A 22,973-nucleotide genomic window follows, 5' to 3' on the forward strand; every position below is an offset into this window, starting at 1 on the left:
GTCTATGGCAAAACATTTATGCTGATAATGTTACGTTTACGCTGGCTCCTGGCGGATAGTGGCTTATAGAACTCAGAGTTTTTAAGGCTATCAGCATCGGGATAGATCACCTTGTCGTTCAAAAACTCATCGGGCAATAGTTTTTCGGCCGCCAGATTGGGGGTTGCGTAATAGACGTATTGAGCGAGTTGAGCCGCATGCTCAGCTTGATTAATAAAATTAAGAAAAGCATAGGCCAGGTCAGGTTCTTTCGCCTTTGCACCTATGGTGAGGTAATCAACCCAAATTGCTCCTCCCTCTTCAGGCAACACAAAGGTCAGGTTTTCGCTGTGCTCCTTTACCATCAGGGCATCACCGTTGTAGATCATGGACGCTAATATCTCCCCGGTCACTATGGGCGAGTGTTCATCGAGGGTCATATAGATATAAGAATTAACCATAGCCTTTTGTGATTGCAGCACTTCTTCAACTTCATTGAGCTGTAAACTCACTTCGCTATTAGCCGAGTATCCCAATGATTTAAGCCCCATACCAATCAAATCGCGAGGCTCGTCAATCATACCGAGCTTGCCTTTTAAGTCAGGAGCAGGGCTGTATAGCTGTTTCCAATGAGTGATAGGCTCTTTGATGACATCATGGCGATAGACGATACCTACGGTTCCCCAAAAATAAGGAATGGCATATTCCACCGCCCCGGGAAATGCGCTTCTCCATTTAGGGCTCAATTGCTCAAGAAAAAGGAGTTTGTCGGTTTCTAGCTTGGCAATCCAGCCACGATTAATATAACTTTGCAGATCGACACCCGAAGAGAGAATGAGGTCGTAACCATCGGCGTTATTTTGTAGTAGAAGATCTGAGCGTTGCTCATCTGAGCCATAATAAATTTCGGAGATTTTAACCTGATATTCTTGTTCAAAACGAAGAACAAGGTCCGGATCCAGATATTCGCTCCAATTGAGAATCGTCAGCGTTCTCTCAGCGCCATGGGAAGCCTGAGTAAACAAAGAGAGAAGAATCACTGCTACACACAGAGTAAGATTAAATCTCAAAAGTATGCTCATCCTTGGTATTAAATCCATTTACCATACTCATTATAGACACTCTTATCGTTTAATCCATAAGTTGATTGTTCTATAACGTATTGAATATCATCGCTCTTTACATGAAAGCCTTAGATATTTCATATTCAAAGGCTAATAATTCAAGGGCTAAGTCCATGTCTAAGTGAACGACAATCGAAGATTTTTATCTACAAAATCTCCCCCCGCCCTTCACTACTCAAATTACTAGAATACAATCAAAAGGTACACCTGTAATCACTGTCTACTCTCAAGAACTAGGACTCAAGTCTCAAATTTCCAGCTAAACTCCCCCCCCCCTCCAGTTTTGGAATGAATTCCAATGCGGTACAGATATCTCAAAAGGCGATAATTGTTCAAATAAAGCCCTGAATTTTTGGCCCTGGTCAAGCAAGATTATGACATTCTCATGACCATGGGATGACTGTCATTCATCTGCAGTAGATCCCAAAGGTTGCCATATAGATCTTCAAACACGGCAACGGTGCCATAGCCCTCCTCTTTGGGCGGTCTGATAAACCGGATCCCTTCGGCACACATTCGATGATAATCCCGCCAAAAATCATCGGTATTGAGAAAAAGGAACACTCTGCCACCAGTTTGGTTACCGATAAAGTCTTCCTGCTCCGCTTTAGAAGCTCGCGCTAACAGCAAGGTCACACCGTTTGAGCCAGGAGGAGAGACAACCACCCAACGTTTATCTTGCTCAGCTTGATAGGTGTCTTCGACTAACTCAAACTTCAGCTTGTTGACGTAGAAATCGATGGCTTCATCATAGTCTTTGACCACCAATGCGATATGAATAATTGATTGTTTCATCTGTCACCCTGTGAAATTCTTCCGACATGATAATAACTGTACTTGCGGGATTTTAAAAAGGTTTGTTAAACCGCTTCCCTATATCCATAATGATTAGCCATTGAACCTTTGACGAAATGAATCACACACTACACCTGTGATATTTAGGACTGTGCGATGCAATCTCAAGCGGTATACATCTTATTGGCACTGTTGTCGGCAATCATGATGGGCACTATAGGGGTATTCGCTAAATATGCAGCCCTGCCCGCCGAGCAGATCACTTTTTTCAGGCTCCTGTTGGGTTCACTGTTTTTAATCAAATAAACGCCAGCCCATGCTCAAAGTAGAAGTGCACCAGACTCTAAGTCTTGTGCGGCTTTTTCTTTACATAGAGAGTCTTATTCACCTTGGCTATCACATCACCCATTTCATCTTTTATCTCTAAAGTGAATGAAGGGAAATATTTCTCACCACTATCTGTTTTAAGTTTAATTTGCTCCAATTGGTCATCTGAAATTGCGATCACACATCGCACCGTTTTTCTGGTCGCCTTTAAAAACTCGATATTTGCTGCACTGTCCCATACCCAGTATCCATCACCGAGCAGCCGCATCAAAAGTAACATCAGATGTGGATCGACCATGGAGTAGAGACTACCGCCAAAGTGGGTATTAACCGCGTTACGATTAAACCAACGCACAGACATGGATACATGTAGCTCACGCCAATCCTGGCTAATATAGGTAATTTTAATGCCCGCTCCGAGGTAAGGCGGGTAAAGATTAAGTAATCGTTTAAATAAGTTTGGGCTTAGCTTCATTTACTTCCTCTTGATCTTAACATTCCAGAGTGGGGCTAATACCAATAGGTATAACCCCCTGAAGACGCTATCTCAGCCTTGAAAACGGCAATAAACAGTTCTTGTATCGGGCCTATAAGGCTTGTTAGTGTACAACACGATAATCTATTTCCATTTTATTACTGTTTTTGACGAAAATATCAGTGAAATACCAATACATATGAAATACAAAGTACTAAAAATATTTCACTCCGGTTTTCGCTGGGGCTATGGCTGGAGCTATCCACGAACTTATGCCCCGCTCACTCAATCAGAGCTTACCAGAGTGCAAAATCAGTTGTTACAACAAGGGATGATGGAACCGACATTAATCGGCAAGCCTGATCTTAATCAATGACTCTTTTTTTACTTCACCGTATGGTGTATCTCAAATTGAGCGACTCAATAAATTTAGCCACGCTTAATTCACGCTAAACAAATTATGTTTTCCATCATTATCTAAACGACAAGTTGAACAAATATTTAAAGAAGAACCTAAACAATAACTTAATCAACGGATATCTTTAATGGCTCCTATCATTTGTAAGAGTGCACTCGAAGCAGTTTCCCTAATCCAGGACGGCGAGACCCTCTGGACCCACTCCATGGGAGCGACACCCAGATTACTGCTCAACGCCTTGGCTCAGCACGCTCTGACCAAGAAAGATCTCACCCTGTTACAACTTCATACCGAATGTGCCGAATCCCTTAGCGATGAGAAACTCAAAGGGCACCTGCGCCACCGCTGTTTCTTTGGTGGCTTACCGACGCGCCTATTGCTACAGCAAGGGGATGCCGACTATGTCCCCATCTTCCTCTCGGAAGTTCCTAAGCTGTTTCGCTCGGGCGAACAGAAGATAGACACGGCCATCGTTCAGGTTTCACCACCCGACAAGCATGGCATGTGCTCCTTAGGTATTTCGGTGGAAGCGACACTGGCCGCCTGTCAGATGGCCGGAAAGATCATTGCACATATCAACCCACAGATGCCCCGTACCCATGGTGATGGTTTTATCCATTACGACAAGTTTGCCGCGGTCTACGAGGCCAGTGCTCCTCTGCCCCAGCACCCACTCGCTGCCAGCGATGAAACCAGCCTGGCGATTGGTAATAACGTGGCAAAGCTGGTCAGAAACGGTGACTGTCTTCAGATGGGGATTGGCGCGATTCCGGATGCGGTACTTAGCTGCCTTAATGGCCATAAAGATCTGGGGGTCCACACTGAGCTCTTTTCCGATGGAGTGCTTAATCTGGTCGAAAGTGGTGTGATCAATAACAGTAAGAAGAAAGTTCACCCGGGTAAACTGGTGACAGGCTTTGCATTGGGCAGCCAGCGACTCTACGACTATGTTGACGATAACCCTTCGGTCATATTTATGGATATTGAGCAGGTGAATGACACCTCTATCATCAGAAAAAATCCGAATGTGATGGCAATTAACTCCGCGCTTCAGGTCGATATTTCCGGCCAGATCTGTGCAGATTCTTTAGGGACTCGTATCTATTCTGGTGTAGGTGGTCAGATGGACTTTATTCGGGGAGCGGGTTTATCTGAGGGCGGGCGTTCGGTTATCGCACTGCCGAGCACCGCAGCTGGCGGCAAGGTCTCAAGAATTGCGACAGTCCTTTCACCCGGCGCAGGCGTAGTGACGACTCGAGCTCATGTTCACTATATCGTCACCGAATATGGCATCGCCAATCTTCGTGGACGCTCTCTGAGAGAGCGAGCCAGAGCGCTGATCGACATCGCCCATCCAGATTTCAGAGAACAGCTCTGTAGAGAAACCTTCGATATGTGGGGCTTGAGCGTTTAATTGCTTAATGCTATTACGAGGTAATTTGTGATGTAAGCCAGTTGCGTTCGACAACTGGCTATTTAACCTGTCAGCAGAGTAAACTAAATAATCTCACCGAAAGTCTAAGGCAGTATTATGGCTCGACGCCGTAGGCAGTGGCACTGACTAAGATACATTGCACCGAATAACCAAACTCCAGCCAAAGCTTATCATCTATGGATACGTCGGTTAAAAATAGTGTCCCCTCCCTTTGCCCCTTTGCATCGGCTATCGCTGCGCTCGTTGATGTCGAGTCATCTTGTGGGATGAAGTAAAGCGCTGCCGTTTGACAACTTTTACCTTCTACAGGCCCAAGATTTGTCAGACCCTGCTCCTCTATTTCATTGTTCGCCACAAATGTTTGCGTCACGAATGAGCCATGGTTGGCTAAGTTGCACCCGGTTAACCATAACAGTGACACTAATAGTGCTGAACTTAGTGCTAAATGACGTAGATTCAAAGAGTAGCCTCCGACATATTTTTGCCTAAAAATTAATAGTACAGCGACAGTACGGCAAAATACCAGATTAGTATTCAATCTTGTCGTACTTAAGTTAAAAGGCAACAAGAGCATCCCATCTAAGCTGATAAACCTAACGCAAAAACCGTTAGCCTCTCTTTAAGATAAAGTCTAACCCGCCTGTTATCGCTGCAACTTGTGCAAGGATACAGTTTTCATCGTCGACCAGAGGGCTGTCAGGATAAACCTCGGTTGTCGTCGTAAAGGCCGCGTCACTAAAACCGATACATAAACCCAGTGCCTTAGTCGCATAATTTACCACCCCCTCCTGAGAAAGCGGGACGCCGATGAGTTTACCCTCCCCATCCGGCGGCGCGATATGTGTCACCTGGGCGACGACCTCAATAATCGCTTTTTGAAATTCATCAACCGGGTTTTCAGTATCACCCACAAGGTAGAAGCCATCGGGGATGTTCCAATTATTATGCACACTGCCATCTCGGGCAGCTAACGCAGGCCTGAACTCACTATTGTCGGTGTCAGTGGTTTCATGAAGGTCGATATGTGCGGTGAGCTTAAGTTGGAATGTGGCAATATATCGCATCAATGCAGCCGACTCTTGTGATGGGCTATCTTCATAGAAGGAGCGATTAGGGTCTACAGCGCTTGGATTCCAGCGGTTAATGGTTTCATATCCCCAAGGGCTCAGGCATGGCGCAACAATAATGTTGAACTGGTCGCTATAAGACTCAGCTTTGGTTTCAAGAAAGCGAATGGCCCCCTGAACACCGCTGGTTTCATAACCATGAACGCCTCCGGTGACCAAGATGGTCGCCTTGTTGCTATCCCATTGACGACTTCTGACGACAAACAGCGGGTATGTGCCCGCATCATAGGAGAGCTCACCATATTGTTCGACATCGAAACGAGCCTTCAAAGGCTCCAGTTTTGCTACCACCTCTTTTTGATAGGAGCGTTTGACCTCTTGTTGAAGGAGCCATTGCTTCTTCTCCTCTTCACCCCATTTATTGCCCGGTATGCCGATCGAATAGGTGTCTGACTGTTTCATATATTGCCTTATGATTAGAGGTGTCGATTATAATACCTTGAAGTTACAAGCAAATAAAAGTTTGCCAATAGGCGACACAAGATAAGTTTGATTAAAACAGTCAATCATCAGTAAACGGCGATGATCTCATATTCCTTTCGATTATCCCCAATATTGATAACCACTGTATCATCAAGCATTCGGCCCATTAACGCATTGCCAAGGGGAGAGGAAGGCGTGATTACCATAACCTCAACATCCTCAGCTAAGGCCTGGTTATCCACCTTCATGGAAAATTTTACGCCGCCGGCACCGGGTCCGATAAATAGAGATTGTTCATCATCTTTTTCATCCATGATGACAACCAGAGCCCCAAGCCCTATCGGTGTCTCATCATTAAATGCGCAGAGATTAAGTTCTGTAAACGCTTTGAGATCCATCGAGCACTGTGCCACACGCTGAGCTTGTCCATGTGCAAGATACGATGCTTCCAGTCCAAATGTTTCGTACTTACTCCTGGCGACCGTCTCACTATGAGTGGCTGTTTCATGAGCTTGATTTGCCGCCTTTTCAGCGGACAACTTGATGGCGTCGAGTTGTTTCAGTATTTCGGTGAGTAATATTGATTTATTCATCTTGATTTCGGATATTTGTCATGGGGATAAAGCGCAATATTTTGGTAGTGAAAGCAACAGAGCTTTTCGTTGGCTAATTTCACTACCCGCTAAAGTTCACCTATTTAACTTACCGTTAAACTAACAAATTCAACCGCCATTAATAATACTGATAAGTCTGTTGATGAATCGTTTGACCGCCTCTTTATCGGAAAACTTAAATGCTAGACCATAATGAATGCCGTTGAGGCTCTTCTGCACACGTTTAGGAAATCGAGTCATCTCATTATTATGGAAATAGCCCTCTTTGTGTTTAACTCCTTCGAGTTCAGAAAGATCGGCCAGGAACACTTCATAAGCAGGCCTGATAACCAGTTGGCAATCTTTATCGGCACCGTGAAGGTAGATAGGCTCTTTGAGCTCCGGCAGCATATATTCGGTGATTTTCTTAATGGTGAAATTTGTTCTGCAGTTGAGTGAACTTAACTCAGCCATCAATTCGCTGTGTTCAATTGCCAATGGGACGCTCCTAATGTGTTGACTCCGGCAGGAAAATTCCTGCCGCCACGAATGCTATTATCATCGGGACTCTAGCAAAAATACGCTTCTCATGCTGCATAAATTATTGTCTTCGCTTTTTAATCGAAACACAGAGTTATAAAATTGTTATTGTTAATCTCACTCATTCTGGCTTAATCTAGACAAACATTGACCATTATATTTAATAACCATATTAGAGGCTTATGCGTCGTCTTCCTCCACTAAACCCCCTAAGGGCATTTGAATCTGCAGCCAGACACGAGCATTTCTCTCGTGCTGCCGATGAGCTGTGTGTCACTAACAGCGCCATTAGCCATCAAGTGAGGACATTAGAGGAGGCGTTAGGGATCACGCTATTTGAGAAACAAGGGCGTAATGCCAAACTGACGCAATCAGGTAAAAATTTATTGCCAGCGATACAGGAAGCCTTCGATATCATAGGTGAGGCGTGCGAGAAAGCAGTCAAACCCGGGGTGACCGGCCGATTGATTATCTCAGCTCCACCAGAACTCTCATCCAAATGGCTGATTAAGCAGATAGGTGATTTTGCCGACCGTTACCCTTCAATCGATGTCAGTTTACTCGAACACGCCAGCGATGAGCAGAACATCAACCCGGAAGCCGATCTGAGTATCATCTATGGGGCCGGAGATGGAGACTGGAATCGTTATTGGGTAACCCCACTGCATCCTATTCAATTTTTCCCGGTATGTAGCCCACAACACTTAGAGAAGAACAATTCTCTCTCTCAGCCACTCGATTTGGCACACCAACGACTGTTACACGATGATCAGGATGGTAAAACCTGGGCCACCTGGCTAGGCGCCCACGCTCCACAAATTATCAATATTCCTCAACACCTCAACTTCTCACATGCAGGACTCTCTCTGGAGGCTGCCATCGCAGGCTACGGCGTAGCCATAGGCGACAACTACACCGCCTCAGCAGGCCTGGCCAGCGGAAACTTAGTACGCCCTTTCGAACAAAGTGTCCCCTCCCTTGGCAATTATTATCTGGTTGCCGAAAAGCGAAAGACCGGTGACGATAAACTCAGCGCTTTTATCGACTGGTTACTGACACGGATAAATGCCCAGTTCATCGACACGCCCCAAGCGCTATAAGTGATTAATCTTTTCGATAAGACTTGAGTCATCAGCCCGATGCATCTGGCTATGAATATCATCCTATCGTTCCTCGCCCGAACGCCCCCTAAGGCAGCACAGATTAGGATGAATTTTTCTCTACATTTGCAGTGATCATTAGCAAACTTATCGCTTATTGATGAAAAAATATAAACGATTAGCGCAATTTTTATCAGTAGACCCTCCTCCTTTGCCTCGTTAGGTTTGAAGCTATCCAAACAAACGACAAGGTAAAGATATGCCACGTACATTAGACTCCACACCGCGCCAGGACGGCTTTCGTATGCCCGGAGAGTTTGAACCCAAAAAAGGTTGTTGGCTCGGTTGGCCTGAGCGCTGTGACGTTTGGCGTAACGGTGCTAAACCTGCACAAAAGGTCTGGGTTCAGATATGCACCGCCATTGCACAAAGCGAGCTGGTGACAGTCTGTGTTTCCCAAGCTCAGTATGAAAACGCCCGTGCCATGTTACCCGATACGGTTCGCGTGGTAGAAATGAGCACCAATGACGCCTGGTTCAGGGACTCGGCCTGTGCTTTTCTGGTCAACGATAGAGGGGATGTCAGGGGTACCGATTGGACATTTAATGCTTATGGAGGACTCAATGGCGGGCTCTACTTCCCTTGGGACAGTGACGATCAGATAGCGCAGAAGATCCTTGAAATAGAAAACCTCGATAGATACCGCTCCCCATTGATTGCCGAAATGGGGGGCATTCAATGTGACGGACAAGGCACTCTACTCACCACGGAGCAATGCCTGCTCAATCCCAATCGAAACGGACATCTGAGCAAAGAAGCAGTCGAGCAGCAGTTAAGGGATTATATGGGAGTCGAGAAGATCATCTGGTTGCCACGAGGCTGCAAGTTTGATGAAACCGATGGCCATATCGACGATCTTGCCTGTTGGGTTGCCCCCGGAGAACTTCTGCTGCAATGGACGGACGATGAAAGCGATCCCCAATATGAGATCTATCAAGAAGCCTATGAGATCTTGAGTCGCAGCACCGATGCCAGAGGCCGTTCAATTAAAATCCATAAGATCCCGCAGCCTAAAGCGCTTGAGTGGACAATAGAGGAAGCCTCCGGCCTTGATGATGCCACAGGGACCCATGCCCGCGTCGCAGGCACTAAAATCTGCGCCTCCTACATTAATTATTACATAGGTAACGACATTATCATGGTCCCCGCCTACGACGATCCCATGGACGAACCCGCTCAGGCGGTACTCAGAACCCTGTTTCCAAAACATAAGGTGATCGGGATCCCAAATGCTCGTGAGATATTGCTTGGTGGTGGCAATGTCGCCTGTATCACCCAGCCACAATACGCAGGTTAATAATTTATCAGCCAAGCATTCTGAATATCATAACAGAAATAAAAAACAGACACTTGCAACAGGAAGCGAAGATGAAAACTCAAACAAAAATACTGTTAGCGACATTAACACTTTGTACCACCTCGGTCTCGGCGGCTGAAAACACACTCAACATATATAACTGGTCCGATTATATCAGTGAAGAAGCAATAGCCTCATTTGAAGCCAAAACCGGTATTGAGGTCAATTATGATGTGTATGATTCCCAGGAGCTGGCAGAGACAAAGCTGCTGGTAGGAAAAACTGGGTATGATCTTGTCGTATCATCGGGCTCTTTTCTGCAGCGTCAAATAAAAGTGGGAGTATTTCAACCCTTAGATAAGAGTCGCCTTAAAAACTACCATCACCTTGACCCTAAGGTATTAGATATTGTCGCTTCATTCGATGAAGGCAACCAACATGCTATTCCCTACATGTGGGGAACGACAGGGATTGGTTACAACATAGATAAAGTCAGTAAAATTCTGGGAAACAAGCCCGTCAACACCTGGGAACTCTTGTTTCAAGTCGATATCGTATCTAAATTTACCGATTGCGGTGTCGCCATGGTCGATGCCCCGAGTGAAGTCGTCAGCGCCATGCTCAAATACTTAGGCAAGAACCCCAACTCTCAGGATTTAGCCGATCTTAAGCTGGTTGAGGAGCATTTATTGAAAATACGCCCCTATATCACCTACTTCCATAGCTCCTCCTATGTCACGGATCTGGCCAGCGGCAACATCTGCCTCGCGATGGGGTGGAGTGGTGATGTGTTTATGGCAGCTAATCGCGCTATCGAAGCGAAAAATGGGATTAACGTCAACTATGTTATTCCTCGCGAGGGAGCACAAGGCTGGGCGGACACCTTCAATATCACCAGCGATTCTAAAAATGTTGATGCGGCCTACGCCTTTCTCGACCATATCTTAGAGCCACAAGTAATAGCCGGGATCTCAAACTATGTTTGGTACGCCAATGCCAACCAAGATGCATTCGAGTATATCGACACCGATATCACCTCACACCCCGGGATCTATCCGGATAATAAGACGCGTAAAAACCTCTTTGCCGATAAGGGGCGCACACTGAAATATGAACGAGCGATGAATCGAATGTGGACACGGGTCAAGACAGGTCTGTAACTCACAAATTCAATCTGGTCCGAAGGTGAATGACGATGCTGATTCACCTTTGTTCGCTTGAAGCTCAATCCCGAAAGGCCAATATTCAACAGAGGCAGTGTAAGATGTCAAAATGTGTAAAGTTTGCAGCGGTGCAACTCAGCATCAGCTGGGATCTGGATAGTAATTTATCTAATGCTACCCAGGCCATCACAGATGCGGCGCAGCAAGGTGCGCAGGTTATCGTATTACAGGAGCTGTTTGCCGCCCCCTACTTTTGTAAGCAGCAGAGGGCGAAGTATTTCGAATTAGCCGCAGAGCGTGAAAAACATCCATTAATAGATAAGATGAGTCAGCTTGCTGAATCACTCAAGGTGGTGATCCCGGTCAGTTATTTTGAAAAATCAGGCAACACATTTTTTAACTCTATGGTGATGATCGATGCCGATGGACGAATTTTGGATAACTACAGAAAATCTCATATACCCGATGGTCCTGGTTACTGCGAAAAATATTACTTCAGCCCAGGAGACACAGGCTTCAAGGTATGGCAGACACGATATGGGTGTTTCGGTGCAGGGATCTGTTGGGATCAGTGGTTCCCCGAGTTAGCCCGCAGTCTGACGCTCGCGGGAGCCGAAGCCATATTCTACCCCACCGCGATAGGCTCAGAACCACAAGACCTTAGCTTAGATTCCAGAGGTCATTGGCAGCGAACGATGCAAGGTCATGCTGCAGCAAATTTAATTCCTGTGATAGCGGCAAACAGAACCGGCGTCGAAACAGATGACGGGTTAGAGACTCACTTCTATGGCTCATCATTTATTACCGACCATACGGGAAAAATATTAGCCGAAGCGGGCCGAAGCAGTGAAGAAATCATCTATGCAGAGATAGATCTGCAGGCAAGTAGCCAAGCACGCCATAGTTGGGGCCTATTCAGAGACAGGCGCCCCGAACTTTACTCGCGTTTATTGTCATTAACGGGTGAAATCGAATCACTTGAGAGGAGATAACCAAAAAAATAGCGCCTTAAACCAATCGGTATAAGGCGCTATTTATCTTAGAGATAAAGATATTCAACTCTCTTCGAAATACCAATATCCGCTATTAATCCAATCTGTTAACTTTTCAATAAATGTCTGATTAGATAACCAGGGCGCTAAACTGGTGGCGCTCAGCATCTGATTGTCACATAACACAGGTATCGCGTCCGCAAGCTCCAGGGGGAAAGTCACCTCTTCCCCATTGATGTAGAAGCTCCCCTGCGATACAGAAGTGTCGAAATAAAGTGCTCTGAGTCCACCTAATCTGGTTAACTCATTCTGATTTAACATATCAAGCACATCGTCACACTGAAATCCCAGATGTTCGTCAGGCAGGTCCAGTTCACATTTTGAGTTGGTCAGGTAACGCCCCGAAAACTCACTGACCAATTTATCATCCAGAGTTGCCAGCAATTGCGCTTTAATTCTCGCTAAGTCAGTTGCGTTAACTCGCCCGCTTTGTTGGCTGACTTCTCTGTCAGGATCTTCTATCTGCTCACAGCCTAATTCACTGTCGATAAGGTGGTCGGCTAACGCACTGACCATATCTTTTGCCGAAGCAGTTCGATAACCGACAGAGAAGCTCATCGATGGCTCTAAAGTGATCCCGTCGTGAGGATAACCAGGTGGTAGATACAAGATATCGCCCGGTAATAACTCTACATCAATAATCGGATCAAAGGCTTCTGTATGCAGTAATGCAGGATGGGCCGCAAATTCCTTATGTGGACCACGGTCACCAACTCGCCAGCGACGTCGACCCGAGCCTTGACATATAAATACATCATACAGATCAATATGGGGCCCGACACCGCCACCTGGAGTGGCATAACTCGCCATCACATCATCGAAGCGCCATCTGGGGATAAAGTCGAAACACTGAATCAGTTTCTCAGCATCGGGTAACCAATTATTGAGTGCCTGAACCACTAAGGTCCAGTCTGACTCCCCCAAGTGCTCATAGCTCTCAAAAGGCCCAAACTCGGCCTGCCACTCACCTTCACTCTTGTATACCCTACGTGATTCAACGATCTCATCACATGCCAATCCGGCCATCTCTTCAGGTGTAAGCAAGTCTTTGAAGTTATTGAACCCTTGTCGAATAACCAGAGGTTTCTTCTGCCAATAGTCTCTGATAAAGATTTCCGGTGTCAGTGCACCTAACTCAAGTTGCATAGTCGATTAACCATAAAAAATTTTGTCGATGCTAACAATTAATTGACGTTGAAGCACTCGATAAAATCATAAAACAGTAAGCCGTAATACACGAAAAAGGAATTACAGATAAAATTGTACTGAACAAAGGTCACATTTGGGAAAAATGATATAAGCAGAAACAGGCTCTAACGATTGAGACACTAGATGGCTACAAGTCTCACCCACCAAGGGTATCAGAAAGATGTAAGTCGTTAGAGTATAGCGCTAACATTGGTTATTTAGCCGAAATTGAACGATTTTGATAAAAATCTATAAAACAATTCTCAAAGTGTTGATATACTTCCCCCCGAATTTTAGAACGTAACTCCAATTAGAGTAGAAAAATGACTGATTTAGCAAAGTACAGAAACATTGGTATCTTCGCTCACGTTGATGCGGGTAAGACCACCACAACAGAGCGTATCCTTAAGCTTACCGGTAAGATCCATAAGATCGGTGAAGTTCATGATGGTGAATCTACAACTGACTTCATGGAACAGGAAGCTGAGCGTGGTATTACCATTCAGTCTGCTGCTGTAAGTTGTTTTTGGAACGATCACCGTTTTAACGTTATTGACACCCCTGGCCACGTTGACTTCACAGTTGAAGTTTACCGTTCTCTTAAAGTCCTTGATGGTGGTGTTGGTGTATTCTGTGGTTCAGGCGGTGTTGAGCCTCAGTCAGAGACTAACTGGCGTTATGCGAACGAATCAGAAGTTGCACGTATTATCTTCGTAAACAAGTTAGACCGTATGGGTGCTGACTTCTTACGTGTAGTTAAGCAAACACAAGATGTACTAGCGGCTAACCCACTAGTTATGGTTCTTCCTATCGGTATCGAAGATGAGTTCAGTGGTGTTGTTGACCTGCTAACTCGTAAAGCTTGGATATGGGACGAAACAGGTGAAGCTGAGAACTACAAGATTGAAGATGTTCCAGCTGACATGGTTGAGCTTGTAGAAGAGTACCGTGAGATGCTAATCGAAACTGCTGTTGAGCAGGACGATGATCTGATGGAATCTTACATGGAAGGTGAAGAGCCATCTATGGAAGACATTAAGCGTTGTATCCGTAAGGGTACTCGTACAATGGACTTCTTCCCAACATACTGTGGTTCTGCTTTCAAGAACAAAGGTATGCAGCTTCTTCTTGATGCTGTTGTTGACTACCTTCCAAACCCAGTTGAAGTTGATCCACAGCCTCTTACTGATGAAGAAGGTAACGAGACTGGCGAGCATGCAATCGTTGCTATTGATGAGCCATTTAAAGCACTAGCATTCAAAATCATGGATGACCGTTTCGGTGCCCTAACCTTCGTACGTATCTACTCAGGTAAGATCAACAAAGGTGACACCATCCTTAACTCGTTTACAGGTAAGACTGAACGTGTTGGACGTATGGTTGAGATGCAAGCTGATGAGCGTAACGAACTTGATTACGCACAAGCGGGTGACATCATCGCTATCGTTGGTATGAAGAATGTTCAAACGGGTCACACTCTGTGTGATGTTAAGAACCCTTGTACTCTTGAAGCTATGGTATTCCCTGAGCCAGTTATCTCTATCGCTGTTGCGCCAAAAGATAAAGGCGGATCAGAGAAGATGGGTATCGCTATCGGTAAGATGATTGCAGAAGACCCATCATTCCGCGTAGAGACTGACGAAGATTCAGGTGAAACTATTCTTAAAGGTATGGGTGAGCTTCACCTAGACATTAAGGTAGATATCCTTAAGCGTACTTACGGCGTTGACCTAATTGTAGGTGAGCCTCAAGTTGCTTACCGTGAAACTATCACTAAGGTTACTGAAGATAGCTACACGCATAAGAAACAGTCTGGTGGTTCTGGTCAGTTCGGTAAGATCGACTACGTTATCCGTCCAGGTGAGCAAAACACTGGTTTCACTTTCAGCTCTAAAGTTGTTGGTGGTAACGTTCCTAAGGAATTCTGGCCAGCAGTTGAGAAAGGCTTCGCTAGCATGATGAATACCGGTACTGTTGCTGGTTTCCCTGTGTTAGACGTTGAACTAGAGCTTGTTGATGGTGCATTCCACGCAGTGGATTCATCTGCAATCGCTTTCGAAATCGCTGCTAAAGGCGCTTTCCGTCAGTCAATGCCTAAAGCCGGTGCACAACTTCTTGAGCCTATCATGAACGTTGACGTATTCAGCCCAGATGATAACGTTGGTGACGTAATTGGTGACCTTAACCGTCGTCGCGGTATGATCAAAGATCAAAACGCTGGCGTTACAGGTGTTCGTATTAAAGCTGACGTACCGTTATCAGAAATGTTCGGTTACATCGGTTCACTACGTACTATGACATCTGGTCGTGGCCAATTCTCTATGGAATTCGCTCACTACTCACCATGTCCAAACAGTGTTTCTGAGAAAGTTATCGCTGACGTTAAAGCACGTGAAGCTGCAGCTAAGAAGTAATATTACTTTTTAAGCACTTTCTAGACATGTAAAAAGCCCGCGACTTATTCGCGGGCTTTTTTGTTTGGAACACTGATGCCACATTTACAAGAGATTGGAATAAATGGGCGTTGTTTTATATAGAAATAATACCGAACGGTATAATACCAATCAGTATAAAGATGTGATCGCTCAGCGAGAATTTAGCGCTTCTGAGGCAAGGCAACGAGTGAAGAGCATAGCTATTCTACGTTCAAGCTCGTTAACACAGCATCGGATGTGCTAAAACTCGCCTGATTGGCGTGTTTTTGGCTGCCTACTTCTGCGTTGAATGGCCTCACAAGGGAACAACCATTCCATCATTCATCCGCCTTGAATTAGTTGCCAAAAAACACGCTGAGTAGATCACTTTCTTATACTAATTGGTATAAATTAAAAAGGTTATAAGCATGACGACTCGCGCAGCCAACTCAGTCATTGTTCTCGATTTCGAGACCACAGGTCTCTCCCCTAACCAAGGCGATCGCGCCATTGAGATTGGTGCCGTAAAGTTACAAGACGGAATTGTCGTCGATACATTTCAAGAGTTAATGAATCCGGGCTTTAGAGTCAGTGGTTTTATCGAAGGTTACACGGGCATAACAAATGCCATGTTAAATTCAGCACCTCCCTGCAATGAAGTCATGGCTCAATTTGCAGGTTTCATCGGTAATGATAATTTAGTCGCTCACAATGCGTCATTCGATAAGCGATTTCTCGATGCCGAACTCGATGGAATTGGTAGAACTTATGGTGGCGAATTTGCCTGTTCTATGTTGATTGCCCGCAGGCTATATCAAGCCGCCCCTAATCATAAACTGGGGGGACTCGTCGAATATAAACAGATTGAGAATGACGGTGTTTTTCACAGGGCACTCGCCGACTCAGAAGTGACAGCGAAACTCTGGCTTAAAATGCTTGAGGATATGCAAGATGACTATCAAATAGCATCACCGAGCTTCAACTTGATGCAGCAACTCTCTAAGAAGTCAAAGTCTACGGTCCACACATTTTTAACCTCAGGTGGCCGGCGCTAATTCATGCTAACCGCCATACACGGTAATTAGGTATAAAATAAAGTGACGGCACCAGCTATATAATACCAGTCGGTATGAGTGCTAAGTGCCGCCAAAACTGTCAAAATGTATATCAATACAAAGAGCTAAATCCCCAACTCGTTAAGCAGTTCATCTGCATCATCACCTGCCACCTCTTTATTTGCAGCCTGAGTCCAGGGAGAAGCTTCTGGCTTACTCTCATGCTTGTTACCATGTTCAGCCAAAAGATCATCGGGATCGAACTCATCTTCGGCATCGAACTCGTCTAACTTGATGAACTCGGTTTTATCCATAGCAAATTCAAGATAAAAAATATGATTGTTTTGAGTTTTAAACGAGACTCGTCTCGCCACGGCTTCATCTAAATTAGTGTCAATCGAGATAGTAAGCTCTTTATTGATCGTCAACATCTTTGGCTGACTCTGGTGAATAGAGGTTTGAAGCTGCTTATTCACTTTGCTGATAAAGTCACCCAAAATTTGATTCATCAACTCTCCCATCACATCACCGACTTCATCTGATGTATGAGAGAAGGCTAACTCAGCTTCAGGCATTCCCATCTGTTGCATGTATGAGCGGTAGATCTCAATCGCAGCAGGTGCCGAGAAATTAATAACAACCAGACCGGAAAACCCACCGTCGAAAATAGAAAAACAACCTAGATCAGGCTTTAGGCAGGTACGTGTGATGCTTTGAACCATCGCGGCATGAGAAATTTGGCTCGCGGTTGTACTCGATAGTACGTGAGAAACTGAATGGCACAATTTCAATAAGATATCGTCAGAGGTAACAATTTGAGGTGATTTATTCATGGGCTAAACCAATAAAAGATAATGTTTAATTTTGCGCTCAAACGCACAAAAAATCAAAGCCAAAACAACATATTAAACAATTCCTAAACAAGCAAATTACAAGTTATAGCTAAATATCTGTAATTTAAAGGTAAAGTTTTATCACACGGCATTTCGGCACGAACGTACAACTTAATTCATTTAAACAGACAAATTCATAGAACTTTAATGAATAATTATATAATTTTTTCGATAAAGTGAACAAGCTCTAATATTTGATAAAAGAGTCGTAAATCACCTGTAAATCATTCAATTACACTCTCTTACAAGGTATATTTCATCTGTTGACACGCCCATTTTTAGAAAGGATATCTATGATAGCCATACTCAGACGTTTCACTATACTTCACCGTTTAATCTTGATGTTAGCGCTTGCCGCTATAGGCACATTTGTTTTTGCCAGTTTCTCCATCATTGAACAAAGAAATAACCTGATTGAACAGAAATGGGTTCAAAATGATGCACAACTCAGTACCGTTCTCAGTGTTATAGAGGCGCATCGCCAACAGGCACTCGAAGGCAAGATAACCTTAGATGATGCCAAACAGGAAGCGGCAAACTTAGTTAATAAAATAAACTTTGGTCAAGACGGATTTTTTATCCTTGTTAATGCAGAGAATAACATTATCTCCCATGGCGTATCTCCAAAACTCATTGGCCAAACTTCTGACGTTATTCGAGCACAAGACGGTCATATCACGCTATCAGATATGGTAAAAGAAGCGCAGAGAGACTCTGTTTCTAAACAGACATTTTCCTTTAAAAACCCGGTATCAGGTGTCATAGAAGAGAAGATGCTTGAGGCCAGATATTACCCTGCTTGGCAATGGACGCTGGTCACCGGTGCTTACATGAGCGATATTAACGACGCCACGTTCTCACTACTTCCCGGATATCTGGTCATCATGACCTTGATTGCCGCACCAATATTTGCCTTTTTCCTTGTTCTCAACCACTCCATCAGCACACCATTAAAAGAAGCCATTGCAGCTATGGAAGATATTGCCAAAGGTGAAGGTGACCTGACTAAACGTCTGCCAACAAAAGGCAATGATGAGGTGGTCGAGCTCGCTATCGCCTTTAATCTTTTTGTTGAAAAGATTGGCAACACTGTCGGACATTTAAAGCCACTTGGCTCAAGTTTGAATCAAGATGCAAATCGCTTACTCGCATCCGTCGAGGAGACGAATGTGAGCGTCGATAACCTTCATCAAGAAACCAGCAGCGTTGCCACGGCCATCAACCAAATGCTGTCTACAACCCAAGAGATGGCCAGTAATACCCAACAGGCTGCCGATTCCGCTAACAGCGTAAAAAACCAGGCTCAACAAAGTAAAGCCATGATGGACCTGACGGTATCCAATTCTGAGCAATTGGTCGATGCGCTGCAAACCGCAGAGTCAATTACACACGATTTAGGCAACTCCTCACAGCAGATCGGCAGTATTCTGGACGTAATAAGAGGCATTGCTGAACAGACTAACCTGTTAGCACTCAATGCAGCCATTGAAGCCGCACGCGCCGGCACACATGGCAGAGGCTTTGCGGTTGTAGCCGATGAAGTCAGGGCTCTGGCAACCCGAACTCAAGAATCAACCAATGAAATTCAAAAGATTATTACCGAAATACAATCGGGTGTATCTTCGGTCATGACCAGCAACGCTGGAACGCAACAAACCTCGGTTAAACTTCAGTCACAAGCCAAAGAAGCCGGTGATGCGTTAGGGGAAATTTTAGAACTTATCGCCCATATCAGTGATATGAATACCCAGCTCGCCAGTGCCACCGAGGAACAATCCTTGGTTACCGAAGAGATTAACCGAAATATCTGTAGCATTACCGAGCTCACAGAGGTCTCGGTACAGGCTAACGAGAGCAATCGTTGTGCAGCCGTTTCCTTACAGGATATCAGTAAAGACACGGCGCAGACCCTTGGCCAATTTAAAGTTTAAGTTTCAAATGGGGTAGTTGGGGGCGTTTCGCCTCCAATCTGTTAGATAAAGTGTGATAAGCTTATGGAAGAAGGTTTTTTATTCTCAATTGAGGTCACACTTACCCATGGCGCGAATGACTCTAGCCGTTCATTCTCAACTCTATAGCATTCATAGCTTCAGTCCTGACGCTTCTATTGCAGCAGAGATATTCCAACAAGATATGTTTTTTGTTGGAAAAACCAAAGATGAGTTATCCGTGGTCGTTCCAGCAGAACTTAATCTCGATAGTCTCGAAGAGGAGAGTAACTGGCGCTGTATCGAAGTGATTGGTCCGTTAGGCTTCTCGATGACGGGTATTCTGGCCAGCGTATCGGGTGCTTTGGCCGACGCAGACATTAGTATCTTTGCTATATCGACGTTCGACACCGATTACATCTTAGTTAAGAGAGATAAATTATCTAAGGCTATCATCGCTTTAAAAAAGAAAAACTATCAGATCACGGAATATTAGTTTATTCCGTTCAAACTATTTAAGAGTGTTAATCCTATGTATGAAAAATCAGTCACAATTACAGCTAAGCATGGTATTCATACTCGCCCGGCTGCGCTGCTTGTCAAGGAAGCCAGAACCTATGACTGTGATGTTCTGGTGGAATGTAATGGTAAACAGGCGAGTGCAAAAAGTTTATTTAAGTTACAAACCTTAGGTTTATACCATGGGATGACGGTAAAGGTGCTGGCAGATGGACCTCAGGCGGAGCAAGCCGTTGAGAAAGTATCTGAACTATTAATCACACTTAGCTAATTGAATCACGGATCCATCTAAAAACGTCGTTTCACTCCCACAAAACTATAAGCCTATCCGACACTTAACCCACAAACGCTAAACATAAATGCCCCCACCTCAAAAGTGCGAATCTTGCACTTTGAAGGAGTTTGCGTATATTACACTGTAACTTGTCTTATACAGGAAAAGAGTATGTCCACTTCGGGAATTGTCGTTTCATCCGGAATCGCATTTGGCCAATCGAGAATACTGCACCAGCATAGCACTGAATTAGACTATCAACTCCTTCCTTTATCCAATGTAAAAGCGGAACAAATAAAATTATCTCACGCTATCGAACAAGTGTTGCAGCGATTACAGATCGGATTACACAGACTCGAAGCGGATTGCGACAACTACCAACTGATTGAAGCCGATATTCTACTACTCGAAGATGAAGAGTTAACTCATCAACTGTTAGCCAGTATAGGCGAGCAACAGTTTACCGCCAGTGTGGCTGTGCAGCGGGTCTTTGCTCAACAGGCTAACCAAATGCTGGCCATGGAGGACCCTTATCTGGCTAACAGAGCCGAAGATGTCCTCTGCCTCGGCAGTCGCTTAATCGCAGCCATCAATGGCAGCATAGAACATGATCTCGAAAACTTAACTTACCCCACCATATTACTCGCCACTGACTTAACCCCCGCCGAATTTGCAACGCTGCCGTTAGATAAGATAAATGGCATTGTGTTGAAAACCGGTGGTCTCACGAGCCACACGGCTATTTTAGCCAGAAGTGCCGGGATCCCGGCACTGCTGAGTTGTGATTTCGACGAAGAGCTGACCAACAATCAACAAATAGCACTCGATGCATTATCTGGCCGGCTGCATGTTAATCCAGACCAAGAGGTTATTAACCGTTTAGAACGGATCGGATCGGAAGATAAGTTAAGAAAGAGCAGATTACAAAAATTTAAAGACCTCCCTACAGAAACCCGCGACAAACATAAAATTTCACTTTTGGCGAATGTGGGTTCTTTAAGTGATATAAGCCATGTTTCTGATGTGGGTGCCGATGGCATAGGATTATTCAGGACTGAGTTCATGTTGATGAACGCAAGCCACATGCCCAGTGAAGATGTTCAATACGGCCTATATTGTGATGCCTTACAACTGCTCGATGGCAAAACCTTTACCATCAGAACATTTGATATCGGGGCAGATAAAGAACTTCCCTGCCTCTCTCTGCCTCAAGAAGTGAATCCGGCATTAGGATTTCGTGGTGCACGTTACTCCCTCGCTCATACCGATCTGTTTAAGAGTCAATTAAAGGCGGTACTTCGCGCCGCTAACCATGGCTCTATCAGGTTGATGTTTCCGATGATAAATCAAGTTGAAGAGTTAGATGAGCTCTTTAACATGATTGAAGAGTGTAAAGCGGAGCTGGTAGAGGAAGAACGGGGCTTCGGTGAGTTAAGTTATGGAATCGTGGTTGAAACCCCGTCGGCAGTCTTAAACCTGACCTCCATGTTACCGCTTCTGGATTTCATCAGTATCGGGACCAATGATCTTACTCAATATTCGATGGCCGCAGATAGAACCAACCCTGATTTAACCAAAATCTACCCCTCCTTATCTCCCTCAATTTTAAAGCTGATAAAGATGACAATCGATGCGGCAAAAGATGCGAGTATTCCTGTCTCACTTTGCGGCGAACTGGCGAGCAACCCCCTCGTTGCACCTATTCTTATCGGAATGGGAATCGATGAATTAAGTGTAAATTTAAACTCATTACTGGAACTAAAATCGGCAATTTGTAATAACGAACTTGCCACTTATATCAAATGCAGTGAAGAGGCATTATTGATACAACGCATAGATGAACTAAATCATTACGTATCGCACTGTTACTAGTGAAGATTATTCAGTATGCTAGTCAAAATAAAAATTATAGCGAATAACAATATTTGTACTAGGGGATAAAAATGGGATTTTTAAGCCGTATCAGACGTTTAATGTCGGGGCAAACCAACCTGGTTGGCGGAATTGATGTTTTTGCTCCCGTTTCAGGCGACATTGTCGCCATTGAGAAGGTTCCCGACGTCGTCTTTGCCGAAAAAATTGTCGGTGATGGCCTGGCCATTCAACCAAAAGGTCACTTGATTGTCGCTCCCATCGACGGAACTATCGGGAAAATATTCGAAACAAATCATGCGTTCAGCATCGAATCACCTCAAGGGCTGGAACTCTTTGTCCATTTCGGTGTAGGCACAGTAGAGCTGCGTGGTAATGGATTTAAACGTCTCGCCGAAGAGGGACAAGTTGTTAAGGTGGGTGAGCCTATTCTTGAATTCGATCTGGGATACCTTAAAGAGCAAGTAGAGAGTCTGCTCACCCCTGTGGTACTGGCTAATATGGAAGATGTCCGCTCATTGGATAAACGTCATGGTTCCATAGAAGCAGGTAAAGACGTTATTTTCTCGGTAGAGCTCTGATACTTATTGCGGCTTATTCTATGTGACAAAATGAGCCGCCCTATCGTCCCAATGATGCAGTCAGTTTAACCAGCGAATGCTCTCTCTATCTCCCGGCAAAGCCCTCTATAAAGTCCTTCTCACGCTCGACATCCAGCAATACCGAAGCAATCAGCCTATTCAAAAGCGATTGACAAATAGTTAAACCAACGATGGCGCGTTAATTAAATATTTGGCAATTAAGTCCTCGGCAACGTTTCTCTCCATGAAAAAAGTTCAGCTATTCACACTAACAGAACTTGAGACATCCAGAAGGCAATGACACAATGCATGAAGAAGACTAACGACAATAACCTACCCCG

Annotated in this window: 21 protein-coding genes and 1 pseudogene; 13 read left to right on the forward strand and 9 right to left on the reverse strand. The window is 44.7% G+C overall.

Features of this window, described 5'->3' with window-relative positions; genetic code table 11:
- Positions 1-2 precede the first annotated feature (2 nt).
- Both SSED_RS12545 and SSED_RS12550 read right to left on the reverse strand, forming a co-directional pair.
- Entirely contained in the window at positions 3-1,049 is a 1,047-nt protein-coding gene (locus tag SSED_RS12545) for a polyamine ABC transporter substrate-binding protein (RefSeq protein ID WP_190273156.1), read from the reverse strand.
- 426 nt (positions 1,050-1,475) lie between these two features.
- Positions 1,476-1,898, reverse strand: a complete 423-nt coding sequence (locus tag SSED_RS12550; protein WP_012142739.1) for a VOC family protein — start codon at positions 1,896-1,898, stop codon at positions 1,476-1,478.
- Between the two features lie 156 nt (positions 1,899-2,054).
- On the opposite strand from SSED_RS12550, the pseudogene SSED_RS24610 reads away from it, so the two are divergent.
- Positions 2,055-2,198 (forward strand): annotated as a pseudogene (locus SSED_RS24610) (DMT family transporter); the annotation flags it as partial.
- A 43-nt stretch (positions 2,199-2,241) separates the two neighbouring features.
- Here the strand turns inward: SSED_RS24610 and SSED_RS12555 are convergent.
- On the reverse strand, positions 2,242-2,700 hold the full coding sequence (locus SSED_RS12555; RefSeq protein WP_012142741.1) for a DUF4442 domain-containing protein: 459 nt from the start codon (positions 2,698-2,700) through the stop codon (positions 2,242-2,244).
- 545 nt (positions 2,701-3,245) lie between these two features.
- On the opposite strand from SSED_RS12555, the gene SSED_RS12565 reads away from it, so the two are divergent.
- Positions 3,246-4,532, forward strand: coding sequence for an acetyl-CoA hydrolase/transferase family protein (locus SSED_RS12565; RefSeq protein WP_012142743.1), 1,287 nt, complete (start codon positions 3,246-3,248; stop codon positions 4,530-4,532).
- A gap of 115 nt (positions 4,533-4,647) precedes the next feature.
- Here the strand turns inward: SSED_RS12565 and SSED_RS12570 are convergent, their stop codons facing one another.
- The 4 genes from SSED_RS12570 to SSED_RS12585 form a co-directional block, all read right to left on the reverse strand.
- Entirely contained in the window at positions 4,648-5,013 is a 366-nt protein-coding gene (locus tag SSED_RS12570) for a hypothetical protein (protein ID WP_041421674.1), read from the reverse strand.
- 148 nt (positions 5,014-5,161) lie between these two features.
- Positions 5,162-6,082 (reverse strand): M14 family metallopeptidase, encoded by a 921-nt coding sequence (locus SSED_RS12575; protein WP_012142745.1) that lies wholly within the window; start codon positions 6,080-6,082, stop codon positions 5,162-5,164.
- Positions 6,083-6,189: 107 nt separating this feature from the next.
- Positions 6,190-6,696, reverse strand: a complete 507-nt coding sequence (locus tag SSED_RS12580) for a GreA/GreB family elongation factor (protein WP_012142746.1) — start codon at positions 6,694-6,696, stop codon at positions 6,190-6,192.
- 129 nt (positions 6,697-6,825) lie between these two features.
- Positions 6,826-7,194, reverse strand: a complete 369-nt coding sequence (locus SSED_RS12585; protein WP_012142747.1) for a hypothetical protein — start codon at positions 7,192-7,194, stop codon at positions 6,826-6,828.
- A gap of 224 nt (positions 7,195-7,418) precedes the next feature.
- Here SSED_RS12585 and gcvA point away from each other — a divergent pair, with 224 nt between their 5' ends.
- The 4 genes from gcvA (at position 7,419) to aguB (ending at position 11,848) form a co-directional block, all read left to right on the forward strand.
- On the forward strand, positions 7,419-8,336 hold the full coding sequence (gene gcvA, locus SSED_RS12590; RefSeq protein ID WP_012142748.1) for a transcriptional regulator GcvA: 918 nt from the start codon (positions 7,419-7,421) through the stop codon (positions 8,334-8,336).
- A gap of 259 nt (positions 8,337-8,595) precedes the next feature.
- Positions 8,596-9,693 carry an agmatine deiminase gene (gene aguA, locus SSED_RS12595; protein WP_012142749.1) on the forward strand — a complete coding sequence of 366 codons (1,098 nt, stop codon included), beginning with the start codon at positions 8,596-8,598 and terminating at the stop codon, positions 9,691-9,693.
- A gap of 71 nt (positions 9,694-9,764) precedes the next feature.
- Positions 9,765-10,853: a polyamine ABC transporter substrate-binding protein gene (locus SSED_RS12600; protein ID WP_012142750.1), complete on the forward strand. Its 1,089-nt coding sequence runs from the start codon at positions 9,765-9,767 to the stop codon at positions 10,851-10,853.
- Positions 10,854-10,888: 35 nt separating this feature from the next.
- Complete coding sequence (aguB, locus tag SSED_RS12605; RefSeq protein WP_012142751.1) at positions 10,889-11,848, forward strand: N-carbamoylputrescine amidase; 960 nt, start codon at positions 10,889-10,891, stop codon at positions 11,846-11,848.
- A 63-nt stretch (positions 11,849-11,911) separates the two neighbouring features.
- Here aguB and SSED_RS12610 read toward each other — a convergent pair whose 3' ends face one another.
- Positions 11,912-13,054, reverse strand: coding sequence for a ribosomal protein uL16 3-hydroxylase (locus tag SSED_RS12610; protein WP_012142752.1), 1,143 nt, complete (start codon positions 13,052-13,054; stop codon positions 11,912-11,914).
- Between the two features lie 365 nt (positions 13,055-13,419).
- Here SSED_RS12610 and fusA point away from each other — a divergent pair, with 365 nt between their 5' ends.
- Complete coding sequence (fusA, locus tag SSED_RS12615) at positions 13,420-15,510, forward strand: elongation factor G (protein WP_012142753.1); 2,091 nt, start codon at positions 13,420-13,422, stop codon at positions 15,508-15,510.
- 428 nt (positions 15,511-15,938) lie between these two features.
- Positions 15,939-16,565: a 3'-5' exonuclease gene (locus SSED_RS12620; RefSeq protein ID WP_012142754.1), complete on the forward strand. Its 627-nt coding sequence runs from the start codon at positions 15,939-15,941 to the stop codon at positions 16,563-16,565.
- A gap of 125 nt (positions 16,566-16,690) precedes the next feature.
- Here the strand turns inward: SSED_RS12620 and SSED_RS12625 are convergent, their stop codons facing one another.
- Positions 16,691-17,398: a DUF3334 family protein gene (locus SSED_RS12625; RefSeq protein WP_012142755.1), complete on the reverse strand. Its 708-nt coding sequence runs from the start codon at positions 17,396-17,398 to the stop codon at positions 16,691-16,693.
- 353 nt (positions 17,399-17,751) lie between these two features.
- Between SSED_RS12625 and SSED_RS12630 the strand changes: the two genes are divergently transcribed.
- From SSED_RS12630 to crr, 5 genes are all read left to right on the forward strand, one after another.
- Entirely contained in the window at positions 17,752-19,389 is a 1,638-nt protein-coding gene (locus tag SSED_RS12630; protein WP_012142756.1) for a methyl-accepting chemotaxis protein, read from the forward strand.
- Between the two features lie 106 nt (positions 19,390-19,495).
- Complete coding sequence (locus tag SSED_RS12635) at positions 19,496-19,882, forward strand: ACT domain-containing protein (protein ID WP_012142757.1); 387 nt, start codon at positions 19,496-19,498, stop codon at positions 19,880-19,882.
- A 36-nt stretch (positions 19,883-19,918) separates the two neighbouring features.
- Positions 19,919-20,176 carry an HPr family phosphocarrier protein gene (locus SSED_RS12640; RefSeq protein ID WP_012142758.1) on the forward strand — a complete coding sequence of 86 codons (258 nt, stop codon included), beginning with the start codon at positions 19,919-19,921 and terminating at the stop codon, positions 20,174-20,176.
- Positions 20,177-20,350: 174 nt separating this feature from the next.
- Positions 20,351-22,051 (forward strand): phosphoenolpyruvate--protein phosphotransferase, encoded by a 1,701-nt coding sequence (gene ptsP / locus SSED_RS12645; protein WP_012142759.1) that lies wholly within the window; start codon positions 20,351-20,353, stop codon positions 22,049-22,051.
- Between the two features lie 71 nt (positions 22,052-22,122).
- Positions 22,123-22,632, forward strand: coding sequence for a PTS glucose transporter subunit IIA (gene crr, locus SSED_RS12650; RefSeq protein WP_012142760.1), 510 nt, complete (start codon positions 22,123-22,125; stop codon positions 22,630-22,632).
- The last annotated feature ends 341 nt before the right edge of the window (positions 22,633-22,973 follow it).

The organism is Shewanella sediminis HAW-EB3 (assembly GCF_000018025.1).
Taxonomy (GTDB): domain Bacteria; phylum Pseudomonadota; class Gammaproteobacteria; order Enterobacterales; family Shewanellaceae; genus Shewanella; species Shewanella sediminis.

What these genes read in the sequence shown, in the direction of transcription:
- SSED_RS12550 (WP_012142739.1), bottom strand. Translation starts at nt 1,898, where the DNA reads ATGAAACAATCAATTATTCATATCGCATTGGTGGTCAAAGACTATGAT.
- SSED_RS12555 (WP_012142741.1), bottom strand. Translation starts at nt 2,700, where the DNA reads ATGAAGCTAAGCCCAAACTTATTTAAACGATTACTTAATCTTTACCCG.
- SSED_RS12565 (WP_012142743.1), top strand. Translation starts at nt 3,246, where the DNA reads ATGGCTCCTATCATTTGTAAGAGTGCACTCGAAGCAGTTTCCCTAATC.
- SSED_RS12575 (WP_012142745.1), bottom strand. Translation starts at nt 6,082, where the DNA reads ATGAAACAGTCAGACACCTATTCGATCGGCATACCGGGCAATAAATGG.
- SSED_RS12580 (WP_012142746.1), bottom strand. Translation starts at nt 6,696, where the DNA reads ATGAATAAATCAATATTACTCACCGAAATACTGAAACAACTCGACGCC.
- gcvA (WP_012142748.1), top strand. Translation starts at nt 7,419, where the DNA reads ATGCGTCGTCTTCCTCCACTAAACCCCCTAAGGGCATTTGAATCTGCA.
- aguA (WP_012142749.1), top strand. Translation starts at nt 8,596, where the DNA reads ATGCCACGTACATTAGACTCCACACCGCGCCAGGACGGCTTTCGTATG.
- SSED_RS12600 (WP_012142750.1), top strand. Translation starts at nt 9,765, where the DNA reads ATGAAAACTCAAACAAAAATACTGTTAGCGACATTAACACTTTGTACC.
- aguB (WP_012142751.1), top strand. Translation starts at nt 10,889, where the DNA reads ATGCTGATTCACCTTTGTTCGCTTGAAGCTCAATCCCGAAAGGCCAAT.
- SSED_RS12610 (WP_012142752.1), bottom strand. Translation starts at nt 13,054, where the DNA reads ATGCAACTTGAGTTAGGTGCACTGACACCGGAAATCTTTATCAGAGAC.
- fusA (WP_012142753.1), top strand. Translation starts at nt 13,420, where the DNA reads ATGACTGATTTAGCAAAGTACAGAAACATTGGTATCTTCGCTCACGTT.
- SSED_RS12620 (WP_012142754.1), top strand. Translation starts at nt 15,939, where the DNA reads ATGACGACTCGCGCAGCCAACTCAGTCATTGTTCTCGATTTCGAGACC.
- SSED_RS12625 (WP_012142755.1), bottom strand. Translation starts at nt 17,398, where the DNA reads ATGAATAAATCACCTCAAATTGTTACCTCTGACGATATCTTATTGAAA.
- SSED_RS12630 (WP_012142756.1), top strand. Translation starts at nt 17,752, where the DNA reads ATGATAGCCATACTCAGACGTTTCACTATACTTCACCGTTTAATCTTG.
- SSED_RS12635 (WP_012142757.1), top strand. Translation starts at nt 19,496, where the DNA reads ATGGCGCGAATGACTCTAGCCGTTCATTCTCAACTCTATAGCATTCAT.
- SSED_RS12640 (WP_012142758.1), top strand. Translation starts at nt 19,919, where the DNA reads ATGTATGAAAAATCAGTCACAATTACAGCTAAGCATGGTATTCATACT.
- ptsP (WP_012142759.1), top strand. Translation starts at nt 20,351, where the DNA reads ATGTCCACTTCGGGAATTGTCGTTTCATCCGGAATCGCATTTGGCCAA.
- crr (WP_012142760.1), top strand. Translation starts at nt 22,123, where the DNA reads ATGGGATTTTTAAGCCGTATCAGACGTTTAATGTCGGGGCAAACCAAC.